Below are 20,330 nucleotides of genomic sequence, written 5' to 3'. Positions count from 1 at the left end.
CACCCCAGCCGTCATCCAGCCGTCACTCGGCCGTCACTCGTCGTCCTGGTCGGCCTCGTCCCATGCCTTGTTGCGGTCGGCGGCGCGCTGCAGCGCCCCGGCAGCCTCCTGCTCCGACGCGTAGGGACCCATCCGATCCTTGTTGGGGCAGCCCTGGTCGGGCTCGACCCGCATGTGCTTGAGACAGAACCACCATTGGCCTTCGCTCACGAGGTCAATTCTGCCCCGTAGACTCGTGTTTCATGACGACACTGCTCCAGCCAGGGCGAGTCTCGCCCATGCGAAAGGTCCCCGCGCACATCGAGCGGCCGGAGTACGTCGGCAAGAAGCGCCCCAAGACCGGCGAGTCCGACGTGAAGAACCCCGAGACGATCGAGCGCATGCGGGTCGCGGGCCGGATCGCCGCCCAGGCCCTCGAGGAGGTCGGCAAGCACGTCCGGCCGGGCGTCACGACCGACGAGCTCGACCGGATCGGCCACGAGTTCCTCATCGACCACAACGCCTACCCGAGCACGCTGGGCTACAAGAGCTATCCGAAGTCGCTGTGCACCTCGATCAACGAGGTCATCTGCCACGGCATCCCCGACGACACCGTGCTGCGCGACGGCGACATCGTCAACGTCGACATCACCGCCTTCATCGGCGGCGTCCACGGCGACACCGACGCCACCTACCTGGTGGGCGAGGTGGACGAGGAGTCGCGGCTGCTGGTGGAGCGCACGCGCGAGGCGATGATGCGCGCCATCAGGGCGGTCGCGCCCGGCCGCCAGCTCAACGTGGTGGGCCGCGTCATCGAGGCGTACGCCAAGCGCTTCGGCTACGGCGTGGTGCGCGACTTCACCGGCCACGGGATCGGCACGAGCTTCCACTCCGGCCTCATGGTGCCCCACTACGACGACCCGTCGTTGCGGGTGGAGCTGGTGCCCGGGATGACGTTCACGATCGAGCCCATGCTGACGCTGGGCACGATCGAGTACGAGATCTGGCCGGACAAGTGGACGGCGGTGACCAAGGACCGCAAGCGCACGGCCCAGTTCGAGCACACGATCGTGGTCACGGACAGCGGCAGCGAAATCCTCACCCTCCCCTGACCACCCAGCGCACGGCCCGAGGTGCGGCACCACGCGCCGGCCGCCCCTCGCCACACCCGTCCGGCCAGGCCAGGCATGCGAGGCCGGCAGGACGGTGAGGCGGTCACTTGTGCCGGGGCACCACCCCGGTCACCGTGGTGCCCTCGCCATGCACGCTGTTCACCGAAAGGCTCCCGCCGATCTCCGCGAAAGCCGCCCGCATCCGGGCGATCCCCCGCCCGGCCCCCGTCGCGGGAAACCCCTGACCGTTGTCGCTGACGGTCATGCGCAGCCCGCTCCTGCCCGCCGTCACGGCGATGGACACGGTCCGGGCCCTGCTGTGCAGCTCCACGTTGGACAGCGCCTCCCGCATGACCGCCATGACGCCTTCCGAGACGCGCGAGGGCACGTCGGTCGTGGGCAGCGCCCACGTCTCGACCGCGATTCCGGTGCGCTCCGACCACTCGGCGAGATAGCTCTCGAGCGCCTCGGCCAGACTCTGCCCCCCGCGCATCCGCGTCTCTTCCGACAATTGGTTCTCGCCTTCCTTGGCACCCCGGGCCCACGCCGGTCCCCACTCCGGCGCTCCCAACCTCGCGGTGCGCATCCCCCCTCAAGGCCTGCGCACGCTAGCTGATGGGGTTATGCCCGTCTCCCCTGAAAGAAAGGCTACCTGGCGGTCCTGAGACTTGTTGTCGGAAGGTAGCAGGCCATGGCCGAACGGCTACTCGCCCTTGTCAGCACGGTTGAGACGGGCGAGATAGGCGTTGTAGGAGTCGAGTTCGGGGTCCCCTGCGCCGGCCCGGTCGACCCGGCGGTCAGTGCGCCGGGCCTGCCTGTCATCGTCCTTGTACCACTGCACGGCGATGGCCAGCAGCACGATGAGCGTCGGGATCTCGCCGAACCCCCACGCGATGGCCCCGCCGTCCTGCTGCGTCTGCAGCAGGCTGTCGCCCCACGTCCGCCCGAGCTGCTCGTACCAGCCCGAGGCGATCACCGAGCCCATCATCATCAGCGCGATGCCGAAGAAGGCGTGGAACGGCATCGTGACGAAGAGCATCAGCAGCCGCCACACGTACGGGAGCTTGTTGGGCCCGGGATCGACCCCGATGATCATCCAGAAGAACAGGCTCCCGCTGATCAGGAAGTGCAGGGTCATCCAGATGTGCCCGAGGTGCTCGTTCATGGCCGACTCGAACAGCGGCGTGAAGTAGAGCGCGTACGTCGAGGCGATGAAGATCGACGTGGCCACCACCGGATGCGTGATGACCTTGGTGAACCGGCTGTGCAGGATCGTGGTGACCCACTCCCGCGGCCCCCGGTCGCCCCTCCTGGCCGCCGGCTTGAGCGCGCGCAGGGCCAGCGTGACGGGGCCGCCGAGGACGAGGAAGATCGGCACGATCATGGACAGCGTCATGTGCTCGATCATGTGCACGTCGAACATGACCTTGGCGTAGCGCGCCAGGCCGCTCTGCGTGGCGATCACGAGCAGGGCCACGCCCACGTACCAGGAGGCGGTGCGGCCCCATGACCAGCTGTCACCGCGCCGGAGCAGCCGCAGCACGCCGGCCCCGTAGAGCCCGGCCAGCATGCCCGCCACCACGGCGAAGAACAGGTCGAACCACCACAGGGAGGCGAGGTTGCCCAGGGTGAGCTCGGGCGGGAGCGGGAAACCGAGCAGCTCGAAGGCCCGGTCGGCGGGGACGCTGTATTCGGGCGGCGGCGTGCGCGACAGCGCCACGGCCACGCCGACGGTGGCGAACATCAACAGCATCTCGCCGCCGGCCAGCCGGGTGAACGCCCGCGGCTTCCCGGCCTGGAGGTCCACGAGCGTGCGCTGGCGGTGCCAGTAGCCCACGTAGCCGAGCAGCACGAACGCCACGATCTTGACCACGGCGAGCAGGCCGTACTCGGAGGTCCACAGGTCGGAGACCGCGCCCAGCCGGGCCACCAGGCTGAACACGCCGGACAGCCCCACCCCGGCGTAGCACCACAGCGCCATCCGGGAGAACCGCGCCGCGGCCACGTCGAGCTGCGGCTGCTTGCGCAGCGCGTGCAGCGCCAGGACGCCGAGCCCGCCCACCCACAGGGCGAGCGCGAGCAGGTGGAGCGACACCGACGAGGTGGCCAGGTCGTGGTTGGGCGAGGAGGAGGTGTGCCCGGTGAGCGGCGCGGGCAGCAGCGTCACCAGCGCGAACACCAGCAGCCCGGCGGCGGCCCCGGCGGTGATGGCGCCGCGCGAGAACAGCGCGATCGCCACCCCGAACAGCACCACGAGCGTCAGCGCGACGCCCTGCGTGGTCTGGGTGGCGTAGCTGGTCAGGATGGTGCGCTCGAGGATCTGGGGCACGGTCCTGCCGATGGACTCGGCGGCGCCGAACACGATGGCGAAGAACGCCGACCCGGCCCACACCAGCGCCGCCCACGACGCGGCCTTGACGTAGTCGAGCGCGCTCTTGCCGAGCACGCCCTTGTCGTTGGGCAGCAGCGCGGCGGCCATGAGCAGCAGGCCGACGGTGACCACGCCGGCCGCGTCCATGAGCAGCTTGGACAGCGGCAGGCCCCACCTGACGACCGCGCCGGAGTCGGGCAGCCCGGGAATGATCCTGGGGAACGCCCTGCCTCCGGCGATCATGCCGATGACCAGGGCGACGATCGCGGCCGCCGTGGCCGCGAGCGCGAGGCGCGCCGCCCGGCTCATGGCTTCTTTCTCCGGCCGCTGAGCAGGAAGCCGATGCCGATGCCGACCAGGGCGCCGATCACGATGATCAGCCAGACCGGGAAGGAGACGTCCTGGGCGGCGGAGGCCTGCTCGGCCGCCGCGGCGGAACTCCCGGCCGGGCTCCCGGCGGGGGACGGCGGGCTCGCGCTCGGGGCCGTCTCGGCGGCCGGAGCGCTGCTCTGCGCCTCAGGAGCGGTGGCAGAGGCGCTGGGGCTGGGGGACGGTGGCTCCGCCCCCTCCACCCGGAACGGGATCTCCCCCTCGATCGGGTGCCCGTCGGAGGACACGACCCGGTAGGCGATCGTGTATTTCCCGTCGGGCAGCGGCCCGTCGACGGCCTGTGTCACCACCGCGCCGTCCAGCTCGGGCTTGCCGCGCTGGTGCTCGGCGTCACCGTCGCCGCGCACGATGACGAACGGCATGCGCACCTTGGCGGTGAACTCGAGCCTGACCTCCTCCAGCGACTTGACCTTGGCGCCCTTGGCCGGGGAGCTGCTCTTGAGCGCGTCGTGGGCCAGCGCGGGCGCGGCGGAGCCGAACACGAGCAGGGCGGCGGCGAGAATCGCGGTGAGGGCCGCGAGTGGGGTTCTCTTCATGGCATCCCCAAGGCTACCGACGCCGCCGCCCGGTCCGGACTTCGCTCCGCGAACCGGTGCCCTACAGCCCGGCGCAGGCCAGTGCCCGCTGGTATGCCTCCACGGCCCCGTCGGAGTCGCCGAGCTGCTCCATGGTCTCGGCCGTGGCGTACCACATGGCGGCGGGACGGCGGGAGTGCGGCAGCGGGGTGAGCCAGTCGCGCACCGACGCCACGTGCCCGGACGCCTCGCCCTCGCGGCCGACGGCGCCGTAGATCCGGCCCAGCAGGAGGTTGGCCTCGGCGCCGAGCACGTGACCGAACTCGGGCACCAGGCTCCTGCCGGTCACGGCGTGCTCGACGGCCTTGTCGTAGTTGCCGGCCATGTATTCGGCGAAGGCCAGCTCGACGTGGCAGCGGGCCCGGTCGGTCCGGCTGGTCGAGGTCTGCTCGTGCTCGACGACCGCCGCGCGCAGCCCGTCGCGTACGGACTCCACCTCGGCCGGGCGGGCCCTGAGCCGGCGCTGCAGGAGCGTGATCCGCAGCCTCGCGATGCTGCGCGGCTGGCCGGTCTCCACCTGGACCGCCATGGCGCGCTCGGCGAAGGAGAGCGCCTCCTCGTTGTGGCCGGTGGCGTAGGCGACGGTCGAGGCGTTCCAGTTGGCCGCCACGATCGAGCGCGGGGTGCCGAGCGCGTCGGCCGCGTTGAGCAGCTCGGCCGCGAACTGGCGGGCCCGCAGCAGGTCGCCGCGCAGCACGTAGGCCGCCAGGAGGGTGGCGGCCAGCTCGACGAGCTGGTCGGTCCAGGGCTGGCGGGTGTTGCCGGCCAGCATCTGCTCGCCCACCTCGACGGCCTCGGTCATCCGCTCGCTCTCCTTGTAGCAGCGGCAGAGCACCATGGCGATCTCGATGCGACGCTCGGGCGACTGGTCCTCCTCGCGCAGCCTGAGCAGGATGGAGATCGCCTCGTCGAGCTCGCCGCAGGCCTCGGTGGCCAGGGCCAGCCCGAACTCCGTTTCTTGACGAAGGCCGGTGAGCCCTGTCAGGTTATTGTTCGCCAGCAGCTCGGCGAAGCGGGTGCGGGCCTCCTGGACCTCGCCGTTCTCGAGCGCCAGCCGCGCATAGCCGAGGGCCAGCTCTATGTCCTCCATCTGCTCCGCGGTCACGCCGTTGATCAGATAGGACAGCGAGCAGTCCAGTTTCTGGGCCAGCAGCTCCAGAACCGCAGGGGTCGGGGTACGCTTGCCACTCTCGATCAACGAGACGTAACTGTCCGACAACTCGGGGTGCGCCAGCTGCGCCTGTGACAGGCCGCGTTGTCGCCGAACCGTCTTAATACGGAGTCCGACCAGGTCAGATGTGGTCACAGTCGTCGCTCCCTGAGAAAATAATGTCCGAGCAACCCCACACAGGCGAGGGAGAAGAACCCCATGCGAATGCGTCTTGCCCTGTCCGCTCTAGTCGCCGCGCTAGCGGTCGCGGTGACCGTTGGAGGTAATGCTACGGCCGCGAGCGCCGCTACGTCTTCCCTCTACGGGAGCATGGACGACAGCACCTGCTGCTGACGTGAGGTCCGGGTGAGGGGGGATGCGTCCGCCTGCCGTCGGCCGACACCGCACCGTGCCCCGGCAGGCCGGGCCTCCCCATACGGAAGACCGGCACCGCACCGCGATGCATCCCCTCTTCCCCGCGAGATCTTCTCCCCGTCCCCAAACGCTGCCGCCAGTCTAACGCGGGGGCTCTACATTCGATCTACATCACATCGTTGCCTGGACGACCGCGGGAGAGCGATTACGCTGCCTGCTTGACAACGGGTTCGGACCGGCAGCGGAGGGCGGCGTGAGCGAGGAGATCTTCATCCGCGTCCTGGGCGCGGTGACGGCCACCCGCGGCTCCCTGTCCCTCGACATCGGCCCGCCCCGTCAGCAGACCGTCCTGGCCGTCCTCGCCACATCGGCGGCCCGGCCCGTCCCGATGGACCGCCTGGTCGCCGGGATCTGGGGCGACGGGGCCCCGCGCAACGCCGAGCAGAGCGTCTACACCTACATCGCGGGCCTGCGCCGCGCCTTCGAGCCCGACCGCGGCCACCGCGAGCCGTCACGGGTGCTGGCCGGCACCACGGCCGGTTACGTCTTACGCCTGGAGCCCGCGCAGGTGGACGCGCTGCTCTTCGCCGACCTGGTCAGGCGGTCCCGGCTGGCGCAGGGCGAGGGCGACGACCGTCAGGCGGTGCGGCAGCTCGACGAGGCCCTGGCGATGTGGCGCGGCACCGCGCTGAGCGGCCTGTCGGGTCCCTTCTCCGAGACCGAGCGGGCCCGCCTGGACGACCTGCGGCTGGCCGCCCTCGAGCGCCGCGCCGAGAGCCTGTTACGGCTGGGCCGCCACCAGGAGGTCACCGACGACCTGCGGGACCTGACCCGGCGCCATCCCCTGCGCGAGCGGGTGCGCGAGCTGCTCATGACGGCCCTGTTCCACTCGGGCCTGCGGGCGGAGGCGCTGGAGGTCTACGAGCGGGGCCGGGTGCTGCTCGCCGAGGAGCTGGGCCTGTCACCGGGCGAGGGGCTGCGCCGCTGCCACGAGATGGTGCTGCGCGCCGACACCGTCTCCCCCGCCACACCAAAGGCGACCCACGAGACGGCGACCGGAGCGACGACCGCGGGGACCCGAGCGACAACGTCCGGTGAGACGTCCGCCGGCTCCGCCACGGAAACGCCGGCCGGAACCTCTGGAGTGCCGCACCAGCTCCCCCGCCCGCTCACCGAGTTCGTGGGCAGGACACGCGAGTGCGTACGGCTCAAGGTGCGCCTGGCCCCCTGGGACGCCGCCCCGCCGGGACCCCTGGTGATCGTCTCCGGGCCCCCGGGCGTCGGCAAGTCGGCGCTGGCCGCGCAGGTCGCCCATCAGGTCAAGGACTACTTCCCCGACGGCCAGCTGTACGTCAACTGCCACGGCGCCACCCCGGAGCTGTCCGCCCTGACCGCGCTCGACGTGCTCGGCCGCTTCCTGCGGGGCCTCGGTGTGCCGGCCGAGGCGGTGCCCGCCGACCTCGACGAGGCCGCGGCCATGTGGCGCACCCGGCTGCACGGCCGGCGGGTGCTGGCGCTCCTCGACGACGCCGCTGACCTGGCGCAGATCCGGCCGCTGCTGTCGGTGCCGTCCGGCAGCACCCTGCTGGTGACCAGCCGCGAGAGCATGATATGGGGCGAGGACGCCGTCGAGGTGGAGCTGCGCAGGATGTCCGACGCCGAGTCGGCGACGATGCTGGCCAAGCTCGCCGGCGCGGGCCGGGTCGCGGCCGACCAGGCGGAGACGGCCAGGCTCGTACGCCTGTGCGACGGCCTCCCGCTGGCCCTGCGCATCGCCGGGGCCCGCCTGGCCAGCCGCCCGGACTGGAGCGTGTCGGCGCTGGCGAGGCGGCTGAGCGACGAGCGGCGGCGCCTGCACGAGCTCTCGGTGGGCGACCTGGCCGTCCGCTCCAGCCTGGCGGCCAGCCTCAACGCGTTGGAGCGCGGCTCGCGCCCGGTGGACCGGCTGGCCGCGCGCACCCTGGCGCTGCTGGGCGTCCTGCACGTGCCCGAGGTGACCGCCGAGCCGGCGGCGGCGCTGCTCGGGGCCCCGGTGCCGGAGGCCGAGGCGGCCCTGGAGCGGCTGGTGGACGCCCATCTGCTCGAACGCGGCGCCCCGGGCCGCTACCGGCTGCACGACCTCGTCCGGCTCTTCGCCGTCGAGCTGCGCCCGGACGACGCCCGGGAGCCGCTGATCCGCGCGCTGTCCTACTACGCCGCCTCGACCCGCCTGGCCAGTCACGTCAGCGAGCCGCACCGCACGAAGATGTCGGCCCCGGTCGACGCGGTGCCGCACGCGGTGGCCGACCGCGAGGAGGCGGTCGCGTGGCTGTTCGAGGAGGAGACCGTCCTGTTCGCCGCGGCCTCACAGGCGCTGAGGTCCCCCGACGACGCGGTCGCCGCGCTCGGCGCCAACATCGCTCTCGGCCTGCACTGGCACCTGGAGCGGGCCTACCACATGACCGAGGCGCTGGAGCTGGACACCCAGCTGCTGCGGGTCGCCCTGCGGCTCGAGGACCACGCGAGCGTGCTGCTCGCGCACGACAACCTCGCCAACTCCCTGCGCATGCTGAGACGCATCGACGAGGCCGTCGAGCATCTCCACGCCGAGCTGGAGCTGGCCAGGCGGCTCGGCGACGCCTTCAGCGAGATGCGCACGCTCGGCAACCTGGCCACCACCTACAACACGGCCGAGCGCCACGCGGAGGCGCTGCCCTGGGCCGAGCGCCAGCTCCCGCTGGCCAGGAGCATCGGGGCCCGCGTGGGCGTGCGGTACGCGATGATGGCCATGGGCAACGCCCTGCGGGGGGCGGGCCGCGCCGGGGAGGCGCTCAGGCCGCTGTACGAAGGGCTGGCCGACGCCGACGACGTGGGCGACGCCGGGCACAAGGGGCAGATCCAGCTGGCGATCGGCGAGTGCCACCTCGACCTGGACGACCCCGAGCAAGCCCTGCCCCATCTGCTGGACGCCCATGAGCTGCTCAAGCTCACGGGCTACCGGATCGCGCTCGTCCGCTGCCTGATCAGGCTGTCGCGGGCGTACCGGACCCTGGGTGACCTGGCCCAGGCGCAGTCGTGGCTGTCCGAGGCCGCCTTCGGCGGCGGGGGGCACGGTCACGTCCGCTGGGAGCAGGAGCTCAGGGAGGAGCAGGCGGCCGTGCGGGCGGCCCGCGAGCGCGCGGCCAGGGCGTGACGGCTAGCGGGGCGTCCCGGTGTCCCTCAGGGCCAGGAAGAAGTCGACCCGGTCGGCCATCGTGGCCAGGTTCCTGCCGGTCAGCTCCTCGATCCGGCGGATGCGGTAGCGCACGGTGTTGACGTGCACGTGGAGCTGCTCGGCGCAGGCGTTCCACGAGCCGGCGCAGTCGAGGAAGATGCCGAGCGTGCGCACCAGGTCGGACTGGTGCCGGCGGTCGTAGTCGAGCAGCGGCGACAGCAGCCGGGCGGCGAACGAGCGGCGCACGTCGCCCGGCACCGTGGCCAGCAGCAGCGCGTGGGTGTAGATCTCGTCGCTGGTCACCACCCCGCCGCCGCGGGCCTCGGCCAGCCGGCGGGCGTGCCCGGCCTCCTCCACGCCGCCCTTGACGGCGGCGGCGCCGGTCAGCGCGCCGCTCAGGCCGACGCAGAGGCGGGTGTCGGGCAGCGCGGCGAGCACCCCGGCGCCGGCGCGCAGGAGGCCGGCCAGCTCGGCGGTGGTGCGCTCGCGCAGCGGCACCACGGCCACCGCGCCGTCGGCGCCGGCCGCCGCCACGACCTCGCGGCCGAGCAGCTCCTCCACGACCTGGCCGCCCAGCGTGGCGGGGTCGGGCCCGCGGGTGGCGCCCGGCCTGGGGGCGGTGACGTTCACGATCGCGTACGGCTCCGCCGCGTCGATCCCGCACGTGCGCAGCCGGGCGTTGAGCTCGGCGGCGCCGGCCTCGGCCAGCGCGCCCATGATGAGCTGCTCGGTCAGGCGGCGCTCGACCCGGCGTCCCTCCTCCATGCGGCTGCGTTCGAGACCCACGCAGGCGGCCAGCTCGTAGCCGAGGTCGGCGCGGCCCATCAGGTCGCCGTCGCAGGCCAGCGCCCAGCCGGCGGCGCGGTGCCCGCGCCCGACCGCGAAGATCGTGTGCTCGCCGACCAGGACCGGCAGCCGCGGGGCCGTCAGGTACGCCTTCGCCAGGCGTACCGGATCCTCGGCCGCGCCGACCACCACCTCGCCCGACGCGGACAGGACGGCGCCGGTGACGCCCAGCTCGGCGGCGGTCAGCTCGAACAGCTCGTGCAGATCGACGCCCTCGGCGATGGCCGCGACCAGCCTGCGGTGGCGGCCGAGCGCGTCGCGCACGTCGCCGGCCAGCCGGGGCAGGACCAGCTCCGCCACCGTGCGGAACGACACCTCGACCGGCACCTCCACCAGCGGCAGGTCGGCGGCCCGGCACGCGTCCACCAGGTCGGGGGGCACGTGGCCGAGCCACGCCTGCCCGGCGCCCAGCGCGGCGACCCCGGCCTCGGCCAGCGCGGCCACGAAGCGCGCGGAGTCCTCCGGCCCGTGCCACCACATCAGCCCGGTCAGCACCAGCTCGCCACCGCCCAGGTAGCGGCCCGGCTCGGGCAGGTCGGTGATGTGCACCGTGCCGAACTCGCGCGTGGGATCGCCGGTGAGCAGCGTCAGGCGCAGATCGTCGATGGCCAGCAGGTCAGATATGCGCACTTGGAGGAATATACAAGCCCGATATGACAACCGCTGACCTGGATTTCACGTCGGGCGCATAGGAGCGGCCGGGGTCGCGGTGCTCTACTCGGAAGATGACGGAGACGGCTGACGCGACCCGGTACGGGGTCGGAGAGAGCGCCCGGCGGCCCGACGCCACGCTGAAGGTCACCGGCGAGTTCGCCTATTCCTCCGACCTGTGGCTGGACGGCATGGTGTGGGGCGTGACGCTGCGCAGCCCGCACCCGTCGGCGTGGATCCGCTCGATCGACGTGGGCCCGGCGCTGCGGATGCCGGGCGTGCTGACCGTGCTGACGCACGAGGACGTGCCGGGCGCGAAGTTCTACGGCCTGGAGCACAAGGACCAGCCGGTGCTGGCCATCGACCAGGTCCGCCACCAGGGCGAGCCGGTGGCGCTGGTGGCGGCCGACCATCCGGAGACGGCCCGCAGGGCGGCCGCGGCCATCGTGGTCGAGTACGAGCCCCGCGAGGCCATCACCGACCCCCGCCTGTCGCAACACTTCGTCCGCCACCAGCCGGTGCGGCGCGGGGACACGTTCGAGGCCGAGGTCGTCGTCACCGGCGAGTACGAGGTCGGCATGCAGGACCAGGCCTTCCTCGGCCCGGAGTCCGGCCTGGCGGTGCCCGCCGAGGACGGCGGCGTCGACCTGTACATCGCCACCCAGTGGCTGCACGTGGACCGCGACCAGCTCGCGCCCTGCCTGGGCCTGCCGGAGGACAAGGTACGCCTGACGCTGTCGGGCGTCGGCGGCGCGTTCGGCGCCCGCGAGGACCTGTCGATGCAGATCCACGCCTGCATGCTGGCCCTGCGGCTGGACCGCCCGGTCAAGATCGTGTACGGCCGGGAGGAGTCGTTCTTCGGGCACGTGCACCGCCACCCGGCCCGGATGCGCTACGAGCACGGCGCCACCCGCGACGGCAAGCTGGTCTACGTCAAGGCCGACATCCTGCTGGACGGCGGCGCGTACTGCTCCTCCTCCCCCGCCGTCGTGGGCAACGCGGCGTCACTGGGCGTGGGCCCGTACGAGGTGCCGAACGTGCGGGTGGACGCCACCGGCGTCTACACCAACAACCCGCCGTGCGGGGCGATGCGCGGCTTCGGCGCGGTGCAGGCGTGTTACGCCTACGAGTCGCAGATGGACCGCCTGGCCGAGGCGTGCGGGCTGTCGCCGGTCGAGATCCGCGTGCGCAACGCCGTCTCCCAGGGCTCCCACCTGATCACCGGCCAGGTGATCGACTCGCCGGCCCCGCTCGCCGGCATGCTGCGCGAGCTGGAGGCGATGCCGATGCCTCCGGGGCGGGCCGGGCGGGACCTGCGGGCGCTGCCCGGCGGCGTCTCGCAGACCACGCACGGCGAGTCCGTGCGCCGGGGCGTCGGCTACGGCGTGGGGATCAAGAACATCTGCTTCTCCGAGGGCTTCGACGACTACTCCACGGCCCGGGTGCGGGCCGAGCTGGTCGGCGGGGAGCCGCACGTCACCGTGCACACGGCGGCGGCCGAGGTGGGCCAGGGCCTGGTGACGATCCAGGCCCAGATCGCCCGCACCGAGCTGGGCGTCGAGCACGTCACCGTGGCCACCGCCGACACCTCGGTCGGCTCGGCGGGCTCCTCGTCCGCCTCCCGCCAGTCGTACGTCACCGGCGGCGCGGTCAAGGCCGCCTGCGAGGCCGTGCGGGAGCGGTTCAAGGGGCTGCCCGCCAGGGACGCGCTGGCACGGTTCGGGCCGATCGAGGAGACGCGCGAGTTCCGGCACCGGCCCACGTACCCGCTGGACCCGCACACCGGCCAGGGCGACTCGCACACGCAGCTCGCCCTGTGCGTGCACCGGGCCGTCGTGGACGTGGACGTGGAGCTGGGCCTGGTGAAGGTGGTCGAGCTGGCGGCGGTGCAGGACGTCGGGCGGATCCTGAACCCGCAGGCGCTGGAGGGCCAGATCCACGGCGGGTCCGCCCAGGGCCTCGGCCTGGCGCTGATGGAGGAGGTCCAGGTCCGCGACGGCCAGGTGCTGAACCCGTCGTTCACGGACTACCTCATCCCCACCATCCTCGACATGCCGCCCATGACGCTGAAGATCCTGGAAAATCCGGACCCGGCGGCCCCGTACGGGCTGCGCGGCGCCGGCGAGCCGCCGACGCTCTCCTCCACCCCCGCCATCGCCGCCGCCGTCAGAGCGGCTACCGGACTTCGGTTGACTCGCGTTCCGATTAGGCCGGAAGATATCGCCTTGTTCGACAGGCTCGACTAGGGGGCATTCATGGCAACCGCGCGTGAGGCGGCTGAGGCGGAGTTCAGGCGCTTCGACACGGACGGCGACGGCCTGCTGACGGCCGACGAGATCAGGCAGGCCAACGACGCGCTGGGCGGGCAGGGCGCGTCGGAGAGCGAGATCGAGGCGTTCATCAAGGCCGCCGACAGCGACGGCGACGGCAGCCGTCAAGCTGGAGGAGTTCGTCGCCCTGGTGGGCCACGGCCGCCACGAGAAGGCTTGATCCCCTCGGCGACGGGGTAGGCACCCGGCACTCCCCCTGATCAAGAGGGGGGATTGCCGGTGCTCGACAGATTCTTCGAGCTGACCGGGCGGGGGAGCACCGTCGGCCGCGAGGTGCGTGGCGGGCTGACCACGTTCGTGGCGATGGCCTACATCATCCTGCTCAACCCGATCATCCTGGCCGGCGCCAAGGACGTCACCGGCGCCCGGCTCTCGATCGCCGAGCTGACCACCTCCACCGCGCTGGCCGCCGCGATCTCGACGCTGCTCATGGCCGTCGTCGGCAACGCCCCCTTCGGGCTGGCCGCCGGGCTCGGCCTGAACGCGGTGGTCGCCTACCAGGCCGCCCCGCACATGACGTGGGCCCAGGCGATGGGCCTGGTGGTGCTCGAAGGTCTGGTCATCATCGTGCTGGCCGTGACCGGCCTGCGCACGCTGATCATGAACGCGATCCCGCTGGCGCTCAAACACGCGATCAGCGTGGGGATCGGCCTGTTCATCGCGCTGATCGGGCTGGTGGACGCCGGCTTCGTCGCGGCCGGCTCGGGGACGCCGGTGCAGCTCGGCGCCACCGGGCACCTCACGGGCTGGCCGGTCGCGGTGTTCTGCTTCGGCCTGCTCCTGATGATCCTCCTGTACGTGCGCAGGATCCCGGCCGCCATCCTCATCAGCATCGCCGCGACCGCGGTCCTGGCCATCCTGGTGAACTCGCTGGCCACGGTCGCTCCCGGTAGCTGGGGAGTGGTCACGCCGCGCGTGCCCGAGTCGCTGGTCTCCGCGCCGCACTTCGGGCTGGTGGGCGAGTTCGACCTGTTCGGCGGGTTCGCCAGGGCGGGGGCGCTGACGGCGACCGTGGTGCTGTTCACGCTGGTGCTGTCGGGGTTCTTCGACGCGATGGGCACGATCATCGGCGTGAGCGACGAGGCCGGGCTGGTGGACCAGCAGGGCCGGGTGCCCCGGCTGGGCCGGGTCCTGACCGTGGACGGCGTGGCCGGGGTGGTGGGCGGCTCGGTGAGCTCCTCGGCCAACACCGTGTTCGTGGAGTCGGCCGCGGGTGTCGGTGAGGGCGCGCGTACCGGGCTGGCCAGCGTGGTGACCGGGGCGCTGCTGGGGCTGACGCTGCTGTTCACGCCGCTGGCCGCCGTGGTGCCGGCCGCCGCGGCGGCGCCCGCGCTGGTGCTGGTCGGGGCGCTGATGATGATGCAGTGCAAGAACGTGCCGTGGGACGACCTGGAGCTGGCCGTCCCGGCGTTCCTGACGATCGCGCTGATGCCGTTCACGTACTCGATCACGAACGGGGTGGGCGCCGGCGTGATCGTCTACACGCTGATCAAGGCGGTCAGGGGGCGGTTCTCGGAGATCCCCTGGCTGCTCTGGATCGTCTCGCTGATCTTCCTGGCGTACTTCGCCATCGACTGGCTGGAGGAACTGTTCGGCTAGCGCAGGTCGCCGCTGTTGCAGGCCACGCCGTTGCCGTCGACGTCGACGTACCAGGTGTATTCCTCGTGGGTGCCCTTGGAGTAGGGCCCGTCGCCGGCGGCCACGGCCTCCTTGCAGCTCGCGTAGCGCTTGTCGACGGGGCGCTGGGCGCCGCCCGTGCTGCCCGTGGTGCCGCCCGTCGTGGTGCCGGGGTTGACCGGCTGCGGGTTGGTCTGGCCCGTGGTCTGCTGGCCGGCGGGGGGCGTGGCCGGGCCCGTTTGGGTGCCGGTCGGTGCTCCCGTCTGTGCTCCCGTCTGTGCTCCCGTCGGGGCTCCGGTCGGGGGTGTCGTGCCTCCCGTGGTGCTGCCCACCAGGCGGGCCACCAGCGCGTCGGCGTCCTCCTTGGTGAAGCCGGCGATGCTCATGCTGTCGCCGTCCATCGGCTGGGTGACGATGGGCGCGGCCAGCACGACCTTGGGCTGGTCGGGCTGCTCGGGGGCCAGCACGATGGCGACCGCACGCTGGTCGGGCACCAGCTCGTCGATGAGGTCGACCAGCCGCTGCTTGAACGCCGGCGCGATCGCGATGCGCACGGAGTATTGCCCGTCGTTCTCGCGCAGCGGCTCGACCTCCTGCACGGAGGCGACCGTGACGCCGTCCTCCAGCAGGTAGCAGGTGGTCTGCTGCTCGTCGAGCACGGCCTGGTCACCGGGGCAGGGCGCCTGCTTGGTCTCCCTGACCGGGGCGAAGTGGATCGGCACGGCCAGGCGCTGCGGGGGTGTGCCGCCTAACAGCGGCGTGTCCGGGCTCCTGGTCATGAGGACGGCGACCGTGCCGAGCACGCCTGCGACGAGCACGACGAGGACGAGCGAGACGAGCAACACGATGGTGGTGAGTCTGCTGGCCTTCGGCTCCCCGGGGTCCGCGGGTGGCGGCTCTTCCGGCTTGTCCATCGATGACGATCCCATCCTGACGTTCGGACTGCCGGTGAGCCTATCGAGGAGAAGCCGCACCGGGGTAATCAGCGCGGCAATCCACACTCAACCGTGAGACGAGAGGAAGAATGGAGGCAGGATCGCAGATAGCCGAGAAGAGTTGACCATGAAGGTCGGTGTACCCCGAGAGGTCAAGAACAGCGAATATCGAGTGGCGCTGACCCCGGCGGGGGTGCACGAGCTGGTGCGCCACGGCCATCGGGTCTTCGTCGAGCGCGATGCCGGCGCGGGCTCCTCGATTCCCGACGACGACTTCGCGGCCGCCGGCGCCGTGCTGGTGCCCGAGGCCGACGAGGTCTGGGGCGTGGCGGACCTGGTGATGAAGGTCAAGGAGCCGGTGGCGGAGGAATATCACCGCCCGCGCAAGGGGCAGGTGCTGTTCACCTACCTGCACCTGGCCGCCTCGCCCGCCTGCACGCGGGCCCTGCTGGCGTCGGGCTGCACCGCGGTCGCCTACGAGACCGTCCAGACCCCGGGCGGCGCGCTGCCGCTGCTCGCGCCCATGTCGGAGGTGGCGGGCCGGCTGGCGCCGCAGGTGGGCGCCTACCACCTGATGCGCTCGGCGGGCGGCAGGGGCGTGCTGATGGGCGGCGTGTCCGGCGTACGGGCGGCGCACGTCGTGGTGATCGGGGCCGGGGTGTCGGGCATGAACGCCGCCGCGATCGCCCTGGGCATGCAGGCCGAGGTGGTCCTGCTCGACAAGAACATCGACAAGCTGCGCCAGGCCGACATGATCTACCAGGGCCACTGCCAGACGGTCGCCTCGAACACGCTGGAGATCGAGCGCGCGGTGGTCGAGGCGGACCTGGTCATCGGCGCCGTCCTGGTGCCCGGCGCCAAGGCTCCCGAGCTGGTGAGCAACGACCTGGTCAGCCGGATGAAGCCGGGCTCGGTGCTGGTGGACATCTCCATCGACCAGGGCGGCTGCTTCGAGGACTCCCACCCGACCACGCACGAGGAGCCCACCTACCGGGTGCACGACTCGATCTTCTACTGCGTGGCCAACATGCCCGGCGCCGTGCCGCACACCTCGACGTTCGCCCTGACGAACGTCACGCTGCCGTACGCGCTGGCCATCGCCGACCTGGGCTGGCGGCGCGCCATGCGCGAGGACCCGGCCCTGGCGCTCGGCCTGAACACCCACGAGGGCCACCTGACCAGCCGGCCGGTGGCCCAGGCGCACGGGCTGGAGTGGACCGCTCCGGAGGGCCTGCTCGGCTGAACCGGGTTTCGTGAGCCTGCTGTCCATCACCGCCCCGAACAGTTACGCTAAGTCGCGATCAACTACTTACCGTGACGATCGGAGTGGTGATGTCCCAGCCGAGCTTCCGCGAGAGCGCCGAGCGCAACTTCAACGACCTGGACGCCGACGGCGACGGCTTCCTGACCAGGTACGACTACCTGGCCCTGGCCCAGCGGCGGCTGGAGCAGACCGGCGTGCGCGCCGACACCCCCGAGGGCGGGGCCGTCGTCGACGCCTTCCTGAACGCCTGGGACACCCACGCCCGCGCCCTCGACACCGACCGCGACGGGCGGATCAGCAGGCAGGAGTACGTGCGCTCCTTCGAGACGCTGGTGCGCACCGGCGCGCTCGAAGCGGTGCTGGCGCCGATCTCGCGGGCCACGTTCACCGTGGCCGACCGCGACGGCGACGGCTGGATCGACGCCGAGGAGTTCGGCTCCCTGTGGAACCGCCCGGGCACCGACCTCAAGGCGGTCTTCGCCAGGGCGGACGCCGACGGCGACGGGCGCATCTCCTTCGAGGAGTACGCCCGGGCCCGGCACGGCCTGCTCACCGGCGAGGCCTGACAAGGACACGGTCGCAGAGCCCTGCGACAAAGGGCACGGTCGCAGGGCCCTGCGGGGGCGGGGCCCTGCGCGGACGCCCCTACTGCTGGGACTGCGTGGGCGACGGCGCGATCGTCTCCGTCGGCGTCTGCTGCTGGTTCGTCGGCTCCGGCGGGAGCGGCGCCTGGTCGGCCGTGGTGGTGATCGCGTCGGCACCGCCGCAGGTGGCGCCCGGCTCAGGCGTGTCGGCGCCGTTCTGGTAGCGCTTGATGAACGCCCCGAGCTTCGGGTCGGCCGCGTCGGTCAGCTGCAGCTGGTGGCCCCAGGAGGAGACCACGATCGGCGACGGCAGGTTGGGGAAGGGACTCATCAGCATGTAGTCCTGCTGCCCCGTCGAGCCCGCGACCTCCTTCAGCTTGTCGACCTGCGCCTTGGCCAGGTCGGGCCGATAGGTGATCCAGACCGCGCCGTGCTCCAGCGAGTGCACGGCGTGCTCGCTGTGGATCGGCTTGTCGTAGATCGCGCACTGCTGCCAGTAGTTGTTGTGCTCGCCGCCGACCGGGGGCGTCTCCTTGTACGTCACCGTGTTCCAGACGTGCTGGCCGGCTTCGTACTTGACGCTCTTCACGGCGTCGAGCGAGGTCTGCTGCGCCTGATTGATCAGGTAGAAGCCGACCACGCCGACGAGCACCACGATGATGAGCCCGCCCGTGCCCCACATGAGCAGTGCGGCGCGGCGTTGTTTGCGCTGCTGCTCGGCCCGCATCTTCTGCAGATGCTCGCGCCGCGCCTGCGCCTTCTCCTTCGGCATCGTTCCTCCATCGGCGTACCAACTCCGGGTCACCCTATGCCCTCCGGCCGTATGTGGAGAATAAGCGCCCCATAAGCGTCCGATCACGAGCCCGCCCGCAGGTGGGTACGCTGGACTGGCCATGGAAAAGCCCGTGAGAAAACCCGTTCTGGTCATCTGCGGCGTGCTGGTGCTCGCCGTGGCCGCGTTCGTGTTGTTCGGCCGTGACGGCACGCCGTCCGACACCTCGGCCGAGGCCGGGTTCGCCCGCGACATGGCCACCCATCACGCGCAGGCCGTGGACATGGCCTTCACGATCAGGGACAAGGGCCCCGCCAGGGAGATCAGGAGCCTGGCCTTCGACATCATCAACACCCAGGCCAACCAGCGCGGCATGTTCCAGGGCTGGCTGCAGCAGTGGGGGCTCAGCCAGGCGACCGACCAGCGGCCGATGGCCTGGATGGCCGGCCACGGGCACGGCGCCGCCACGGCCGCGCCGGCCGCCACGACCGCGTCGGGCGCGATGCCGGGCATGGCCACGCCGCAGGAGCTGACCAGGCTCAAGGAGGCTCGGGGCACGCAGGCCGAGGTGCTGTTCCTGCAGCTCATGATCCGCCACCACGAGGGCGGCGTGCAGATGGCCGAGGGGCTGCTCCGGCTGTCCACCCGCGGCGAGGTCGTCAGCATGGCCCAGAAGATCGTCGACGGGCAGAGCGGGGAGATCAAGCTCATGACGCAGTTGCTCGCCCAGCGGGGGGCGCAGCCTCTTCCCTCGATCCTCAAGACCTCATAGGCCGATGAGCGCCGACGCGGTCGTCGTGGGGTCGGGGCCCAACGGGCTGGTCGCCGCCGTCACGCTGGCCCGTGCGGGACGCCGGGTGCTGCTGCTGGAGGCGGCCGAGACGTTCGGGGGCGGGCTGCGGTCCGGCGAGCTGACGCTGCCGGGCCGGATCCACGACCTGGGCGCGACCGTGATGGCGATGACGCTGGCCTCCCCGGCCTTCCGCGAGCTGCGCGAGCAGGGGCTCAAGGGGGTCGAGTTCGCCCACCCGCCCGTGGCGGCGGCCCATCCGCTCGACGGCCGTCCCGCCGTGCTGGTGCACCGCGACGCGCGGCGCACCGCCGAGGGGCTCGGGCGTGACGGGCGCGCGTGGCTGGCGAGCGCGGGGGCGGCGGCCCGGGCCGGGTTCCCGCTGATGGAGCTGCTGCTCAAGCCGCTGGGGCCGTGGCCGGTGGCGCCCCTGACGTTCGCGCGGGCGGCCAGGTTCGGGCTGGCGGCGGCGCTGCCGGCCACGACGTTCGCCCGGCGGGCGTTCCGGACCGCCGAGGGGCGGGCGCTGATCGCGGGCATGGCCGCGCACTCGATGCTCGACCTGCGCTCCCCCATCACCGCCGGCTACGGGCTGACGCTGGCGGCCCTGGCCCACCTCGTGGGCTGGCCGGTGGTGCGGGGCGGGTCGCAGGTGCTGGCCGACGCGCTGGTGGCCGAGCTGCGGTCGCTGGGCGGGGAGGCGGTGGCCGGGCACCGGGTGCGCCGGCTGGCGGACCTCGCGGCGCCGATCGTGGTGCTCGACGTGACGCCCCGGCAGTTGCTCGCGATGGCCGACCTGCCGGCCGGCTACCGGCGCCGGCTGGAGCGCTACCGCTACGGGCCCGGGGTGTTCAAGATGGACTGGGCGCTGGACGGGCCGGTGCCGTGGCGGGATCCGGCGGTGGCCGGGGCGGGCACGGTGCACCTGGGCGGGACGCTGGAGGAGATCGCGCTCAGCGAGGCGGAGACGGCCGCCGGGCGGCACTCGCCCCGCCCGTACGTGCTGCTCGTCCAGCCGTACGCGGCCGACCCGTCGCGCGGCGGGCACACGCTGTGGGCCTACTGCCACGTCCCCAACGGCTCGCCCGTGGACATGACGGACGCCATCGAGGCCCAGATCGAACGGTACGCCCCGGGCTTCCGCGACCGCGTGCTGGCCCGGCACGCGGTGGGTCCGGCCGGGCTGGAGGCGGCCAACCCCAACCTGGTGGGCGGCGACATCGGGGGCGGGCTGACGAGCCTGGGGCAGTTCCTGCGCCGCCCGGTCTGGTCGCCGGCCCCGTGGCGCACGCCGCTGCCGGGGGTGTTCCTCTGCTCGTCCTCGACGCCGCCCGGGCCGGGGGCGCACGGGATGGGCGGCTGGCAGGCCGCCCGCCTCGCCCTGCGCACCCCCTGA

Annotated in this window: 17 protein-coding genes; 9 read left to right on the top strand and 8 right to left on the bottom strand. The window is 72.3% G+C overall.

What is annotated here, in order from left to right; all coding sequences use genetic code 11:
* Nucleotides 1-33: 33 nt before the first annotated feature.
* Nucleotides 34-210 carry a hypothetical protein gene (locus tag ACBJ59_RS05270; protein WP_364113667.1) on the bottom strand — a complete coding sequence of 59 codons (177 nt, stop codon included), beginning with the start codon at nucleotides 208-210 and terminating at the stop codon, nucleotides 34-36.
* A gap of 32 nt (nucleotides 211-242) precedes the next feature.
* Between ACBJ59_RS05270 and map the strand changes: the two genes are divergently transcribed.
* Nucleotides 243-1,091, top strand: a complete 849-nt coding sequence (map, locus tag ACBJ59_RS05265; protein ID WP_375109037.1) for a type I methionyl aminopeptidase — start codon at nucleotides 243-245, stop codon at nucleotides 1,089-1,091.
* A 103-nt stretch (nucleotides 1,092-1,194) separates the two neighbouring features.
* Here the strand turns inward: map and ACBJ59_RS05260 are convergent, their stop codons facing one another.
* From ACBJ59_RS05260 to ACBJ59_RS05245, 4 genes are all read right to left on the bottom strand, one after another.
* On the bottom strand, nucleotides 1,195-1,584 hold the full coding sequence (locus tag ACBJ59_RS05260; RefSeq protein WP_375109036.1) for a sensor histidine kinase: 390 nt from the start codon (nucleotides 1,582-1,584) through the stop codon (nucleotides 1,195-1,197).
* 210 nt (nucleotides 1,585-1,794) lie between these two features.
* Nucleotides 1,795-3,771, bottom strand: a complete 1,977-nt coding sequence (locus ACBJ59_RS05255; RefSeq protein WP_375109035.1) for a cytochrome c oxidase assembly protein — start codon at nucleotides 3,769-3,771, stop codon at nucleotides 1,795-1,797.
* The gene (locus ACBJ59_RS05250) at nucleotides 3,768-4,388 is read right to left on the bottom strand and encodes a copper resistance protein CopC (protein WP_375109034.1); all 621 of its coding nucleotides are present in this window, start codon (nucleotides 4,386-4,388) and stop codon (nucleotides 3,768-3,770) included. Before ACBJ59_RS05250 ends, ACBJ59_RS05255 begins: the two co-directional genes overlap by 4 nt.
* A gap of 61 nt (nucleotides 4,389-4,449) precedes the next feature.
* Nucleotides 4,450-5,733 carry a helix-turn-helix domain-containing protein gene (locus tag ACBJ59_RS05245; protein ID WP_375109033.1) on the bottom strand — a complete coding sequence of 428 codons (1,284 nt, stop codon included), beginning with the start codon at nucleotides 5,731-5,733 and terminating at the stop codon, nucleotides 4,450-4,452.
* Nucleotides 5,734-6,205: 472 nt separating this feature from the next.
* On the opposite strand from ACBJ59_RS05245, the gene ACBJ59_RS05240 reads away from it, so the two are divergent.
* Nucleotides 6,206-9,124 (top strand): BTAD domain-containing putative transcriptional regulator, encoded by a 2,919-nt coding sequence (locus tag ACBJ59_RS05240; protein WP_375109032.1) that lies wholly within the window; start codon nucleotides 6,206-6,208, stop codon nucleotides 9,122-9,124.
* Nucleotides 9,125-9,127: 3 nt separating this feature from the next.
* Here ACBJ59_RS05240 and ACBJ59_RS05235 read toward each other — a convergent pair whose 3' ends face one another.
* Complete coding sequence (locus ACBJ59_RS05235; RefSeq protein WP_375109031.1) at nucleotides 9,128-10,621, bottom strand: helix-turn-helix domain-containing protein; 1,494 nt, start codon at nucleotides 10,619-10,621, stop codon at nucleotides 9,128-9,130.
* 95 nt (nucleotides 10,622-10,716) lie between these two features.
* On the opposite strand from ACBJ59_RS05235, the gene ACBJ59_RS05230 reads away from it, so the two are divergent.
* The 3 genes from ACBJ59_RS05230 to ACBJ59_RS05220 are packed head-to-tail and all read left to right on the top strand — an operon-like array spanning nucleotide 10,717 to nucleotide 14,571.
* Nucleotides 10,717-12,888, top strand: a complete 2,172-nt coding sequence (locus ACBJ59_RS05230; protein ID WP_375109030.1) for a molybdopterin cofactor-binding domain-containing protein — start codon at nucleotides 10,717-10,719, stop codon at nucleotides 12,886-12,888.
* Between the two features lie 9 nt (nucleotides 12,889-12,897).
* Nucleotides 12,898-13,152, top strand: a complete 255-nt coding sequence (locus ACBJ59_RS05225) for an EF-hand domain-containing protein (RefSeq protein WP_375109029.1) — start codon at nucleotides 12,898-12,900, stop codon at nucleotides 13,150-13,152.
* A gap of 39 nt (nucleotides 13,153-13,191) precedes the next feature.
* Nucleotides 13,192-14,571 carry an NCS2 family permease gene (locus ACBJ59_RS05220; protein ID WP_375109028.1) on the top strand — a complete coding sequence of 460 codons (1,380 nt, stop codon included), beginning with the start codon at nucleotides 13,192-13,194 and terminating at the stop codon, nucleotides 14,569-14,571.
* Here ACBJ59_RS05220 and ACBJ59_RS05215 read toward each other — a convergent pair.
* On the bottom strand, nucleotides 14,568-15,503 hold the full coding sequence (locus tag ACBJ59_RS05215; protein ID WP_375109027.1) for an excalibur calcium-binding domain-containing protein: 936 nt from the start codon (nucleotides 15,501-15,503) through the stop codon (nucleotides 14,568-14,570). The genes ACBJ59_RS05220 and ACBJ59_RS05215 overlap by 4 nt on opposite strands.
* Nucleotides 15,504-15,651: 148 nt before the next feature.
* Here ACBJ59_RS05215 and ald point away from each other — a divergent pair, with 148 nt between their 5' ends.
* On the top strand, nucleotides 15,652-16,767 hold the full coding sequence (gene ald, locus ACBJ59_RS05210) for an alanine dehydrogenase (protein WP_364113691.1): 1,116 nt from the start codon (nucleotides 15,652-15,654) through the stop codon (nucleotides 16,765-16,767).
* A 71-nt stretch (nucleotides 16,768-16,838) separates the two neighbouring features.
* Nucleotides 16,839-17,354 carry an EF-hand domain-containing protein gene (locus ACBJ59_RS05205; protein WP_375109026.1) on the top strand — a complete coding sequence of 172 codons (516 nt, stop codon included), beginning with the start codon at nucleotides 16,839-16,841 and terminating at the stop codon, nucleotides 17,352-17,354.
* Nucleotides 17,355-17,433: 79 nt separating this feature from the next.
* On the opposite strand, the gene ACBJ59_RS05200 is transcribed toward ACBJ59_RS05205, so the two are convergent.
* Complete coding sequence (locus tag ACBJ59_RS05200) at nucleotides 17,434-18,144, bottom strand: DUF3105 domain-containing protein (protein WP_375109025.1); 711 nt, start codon at nucleotides 18,142-18,144, stop codon at nucleotides 17,434-17,436.
* A 133-nt stretch (nucleotides 18,145-18,277) separates the two neighbouring features.
* On the opposite strand from ACBJ59_RS05200, the gene ACBJ59_RS05195 reads away from it, so the two are divergent.
* Complete coding sequence (locus ACBJ59_RS05195) at nucleotides 18,278-18,916, top strand: DUF305 domain-containing protein (protein WP_375109024.1); 639 nt, start codon at nucleotides 18,278-18,280, stop codon at nucleotides 18,914-18,916.
* 4 nt (nucleotides 18,917-18,920) lie between these two features.
* Nucleotides 18,921-20,330, top strand: a complete 1,410-nt coding sequence (locus ACBJ59_RS05190; protein ID WP_375109023.1) for a phytoene desaturase family protein — start codon at nucleotides 18,921-18,923, stop codon at nucleotides 20,328-20,330.

Origin of the sequence: Nonomuraea sp. MTCD27, from assembly GCF_041950495.1 — a bacterium.
GTDB lineage: Bacteria > Actinomycetota > Actinomycetes > Streptosporangiales > Streptosporangiaceae > Nonomuraea.
This window is presented reverse-complemented; position numbering and strand designations above follow the sequence as displayed.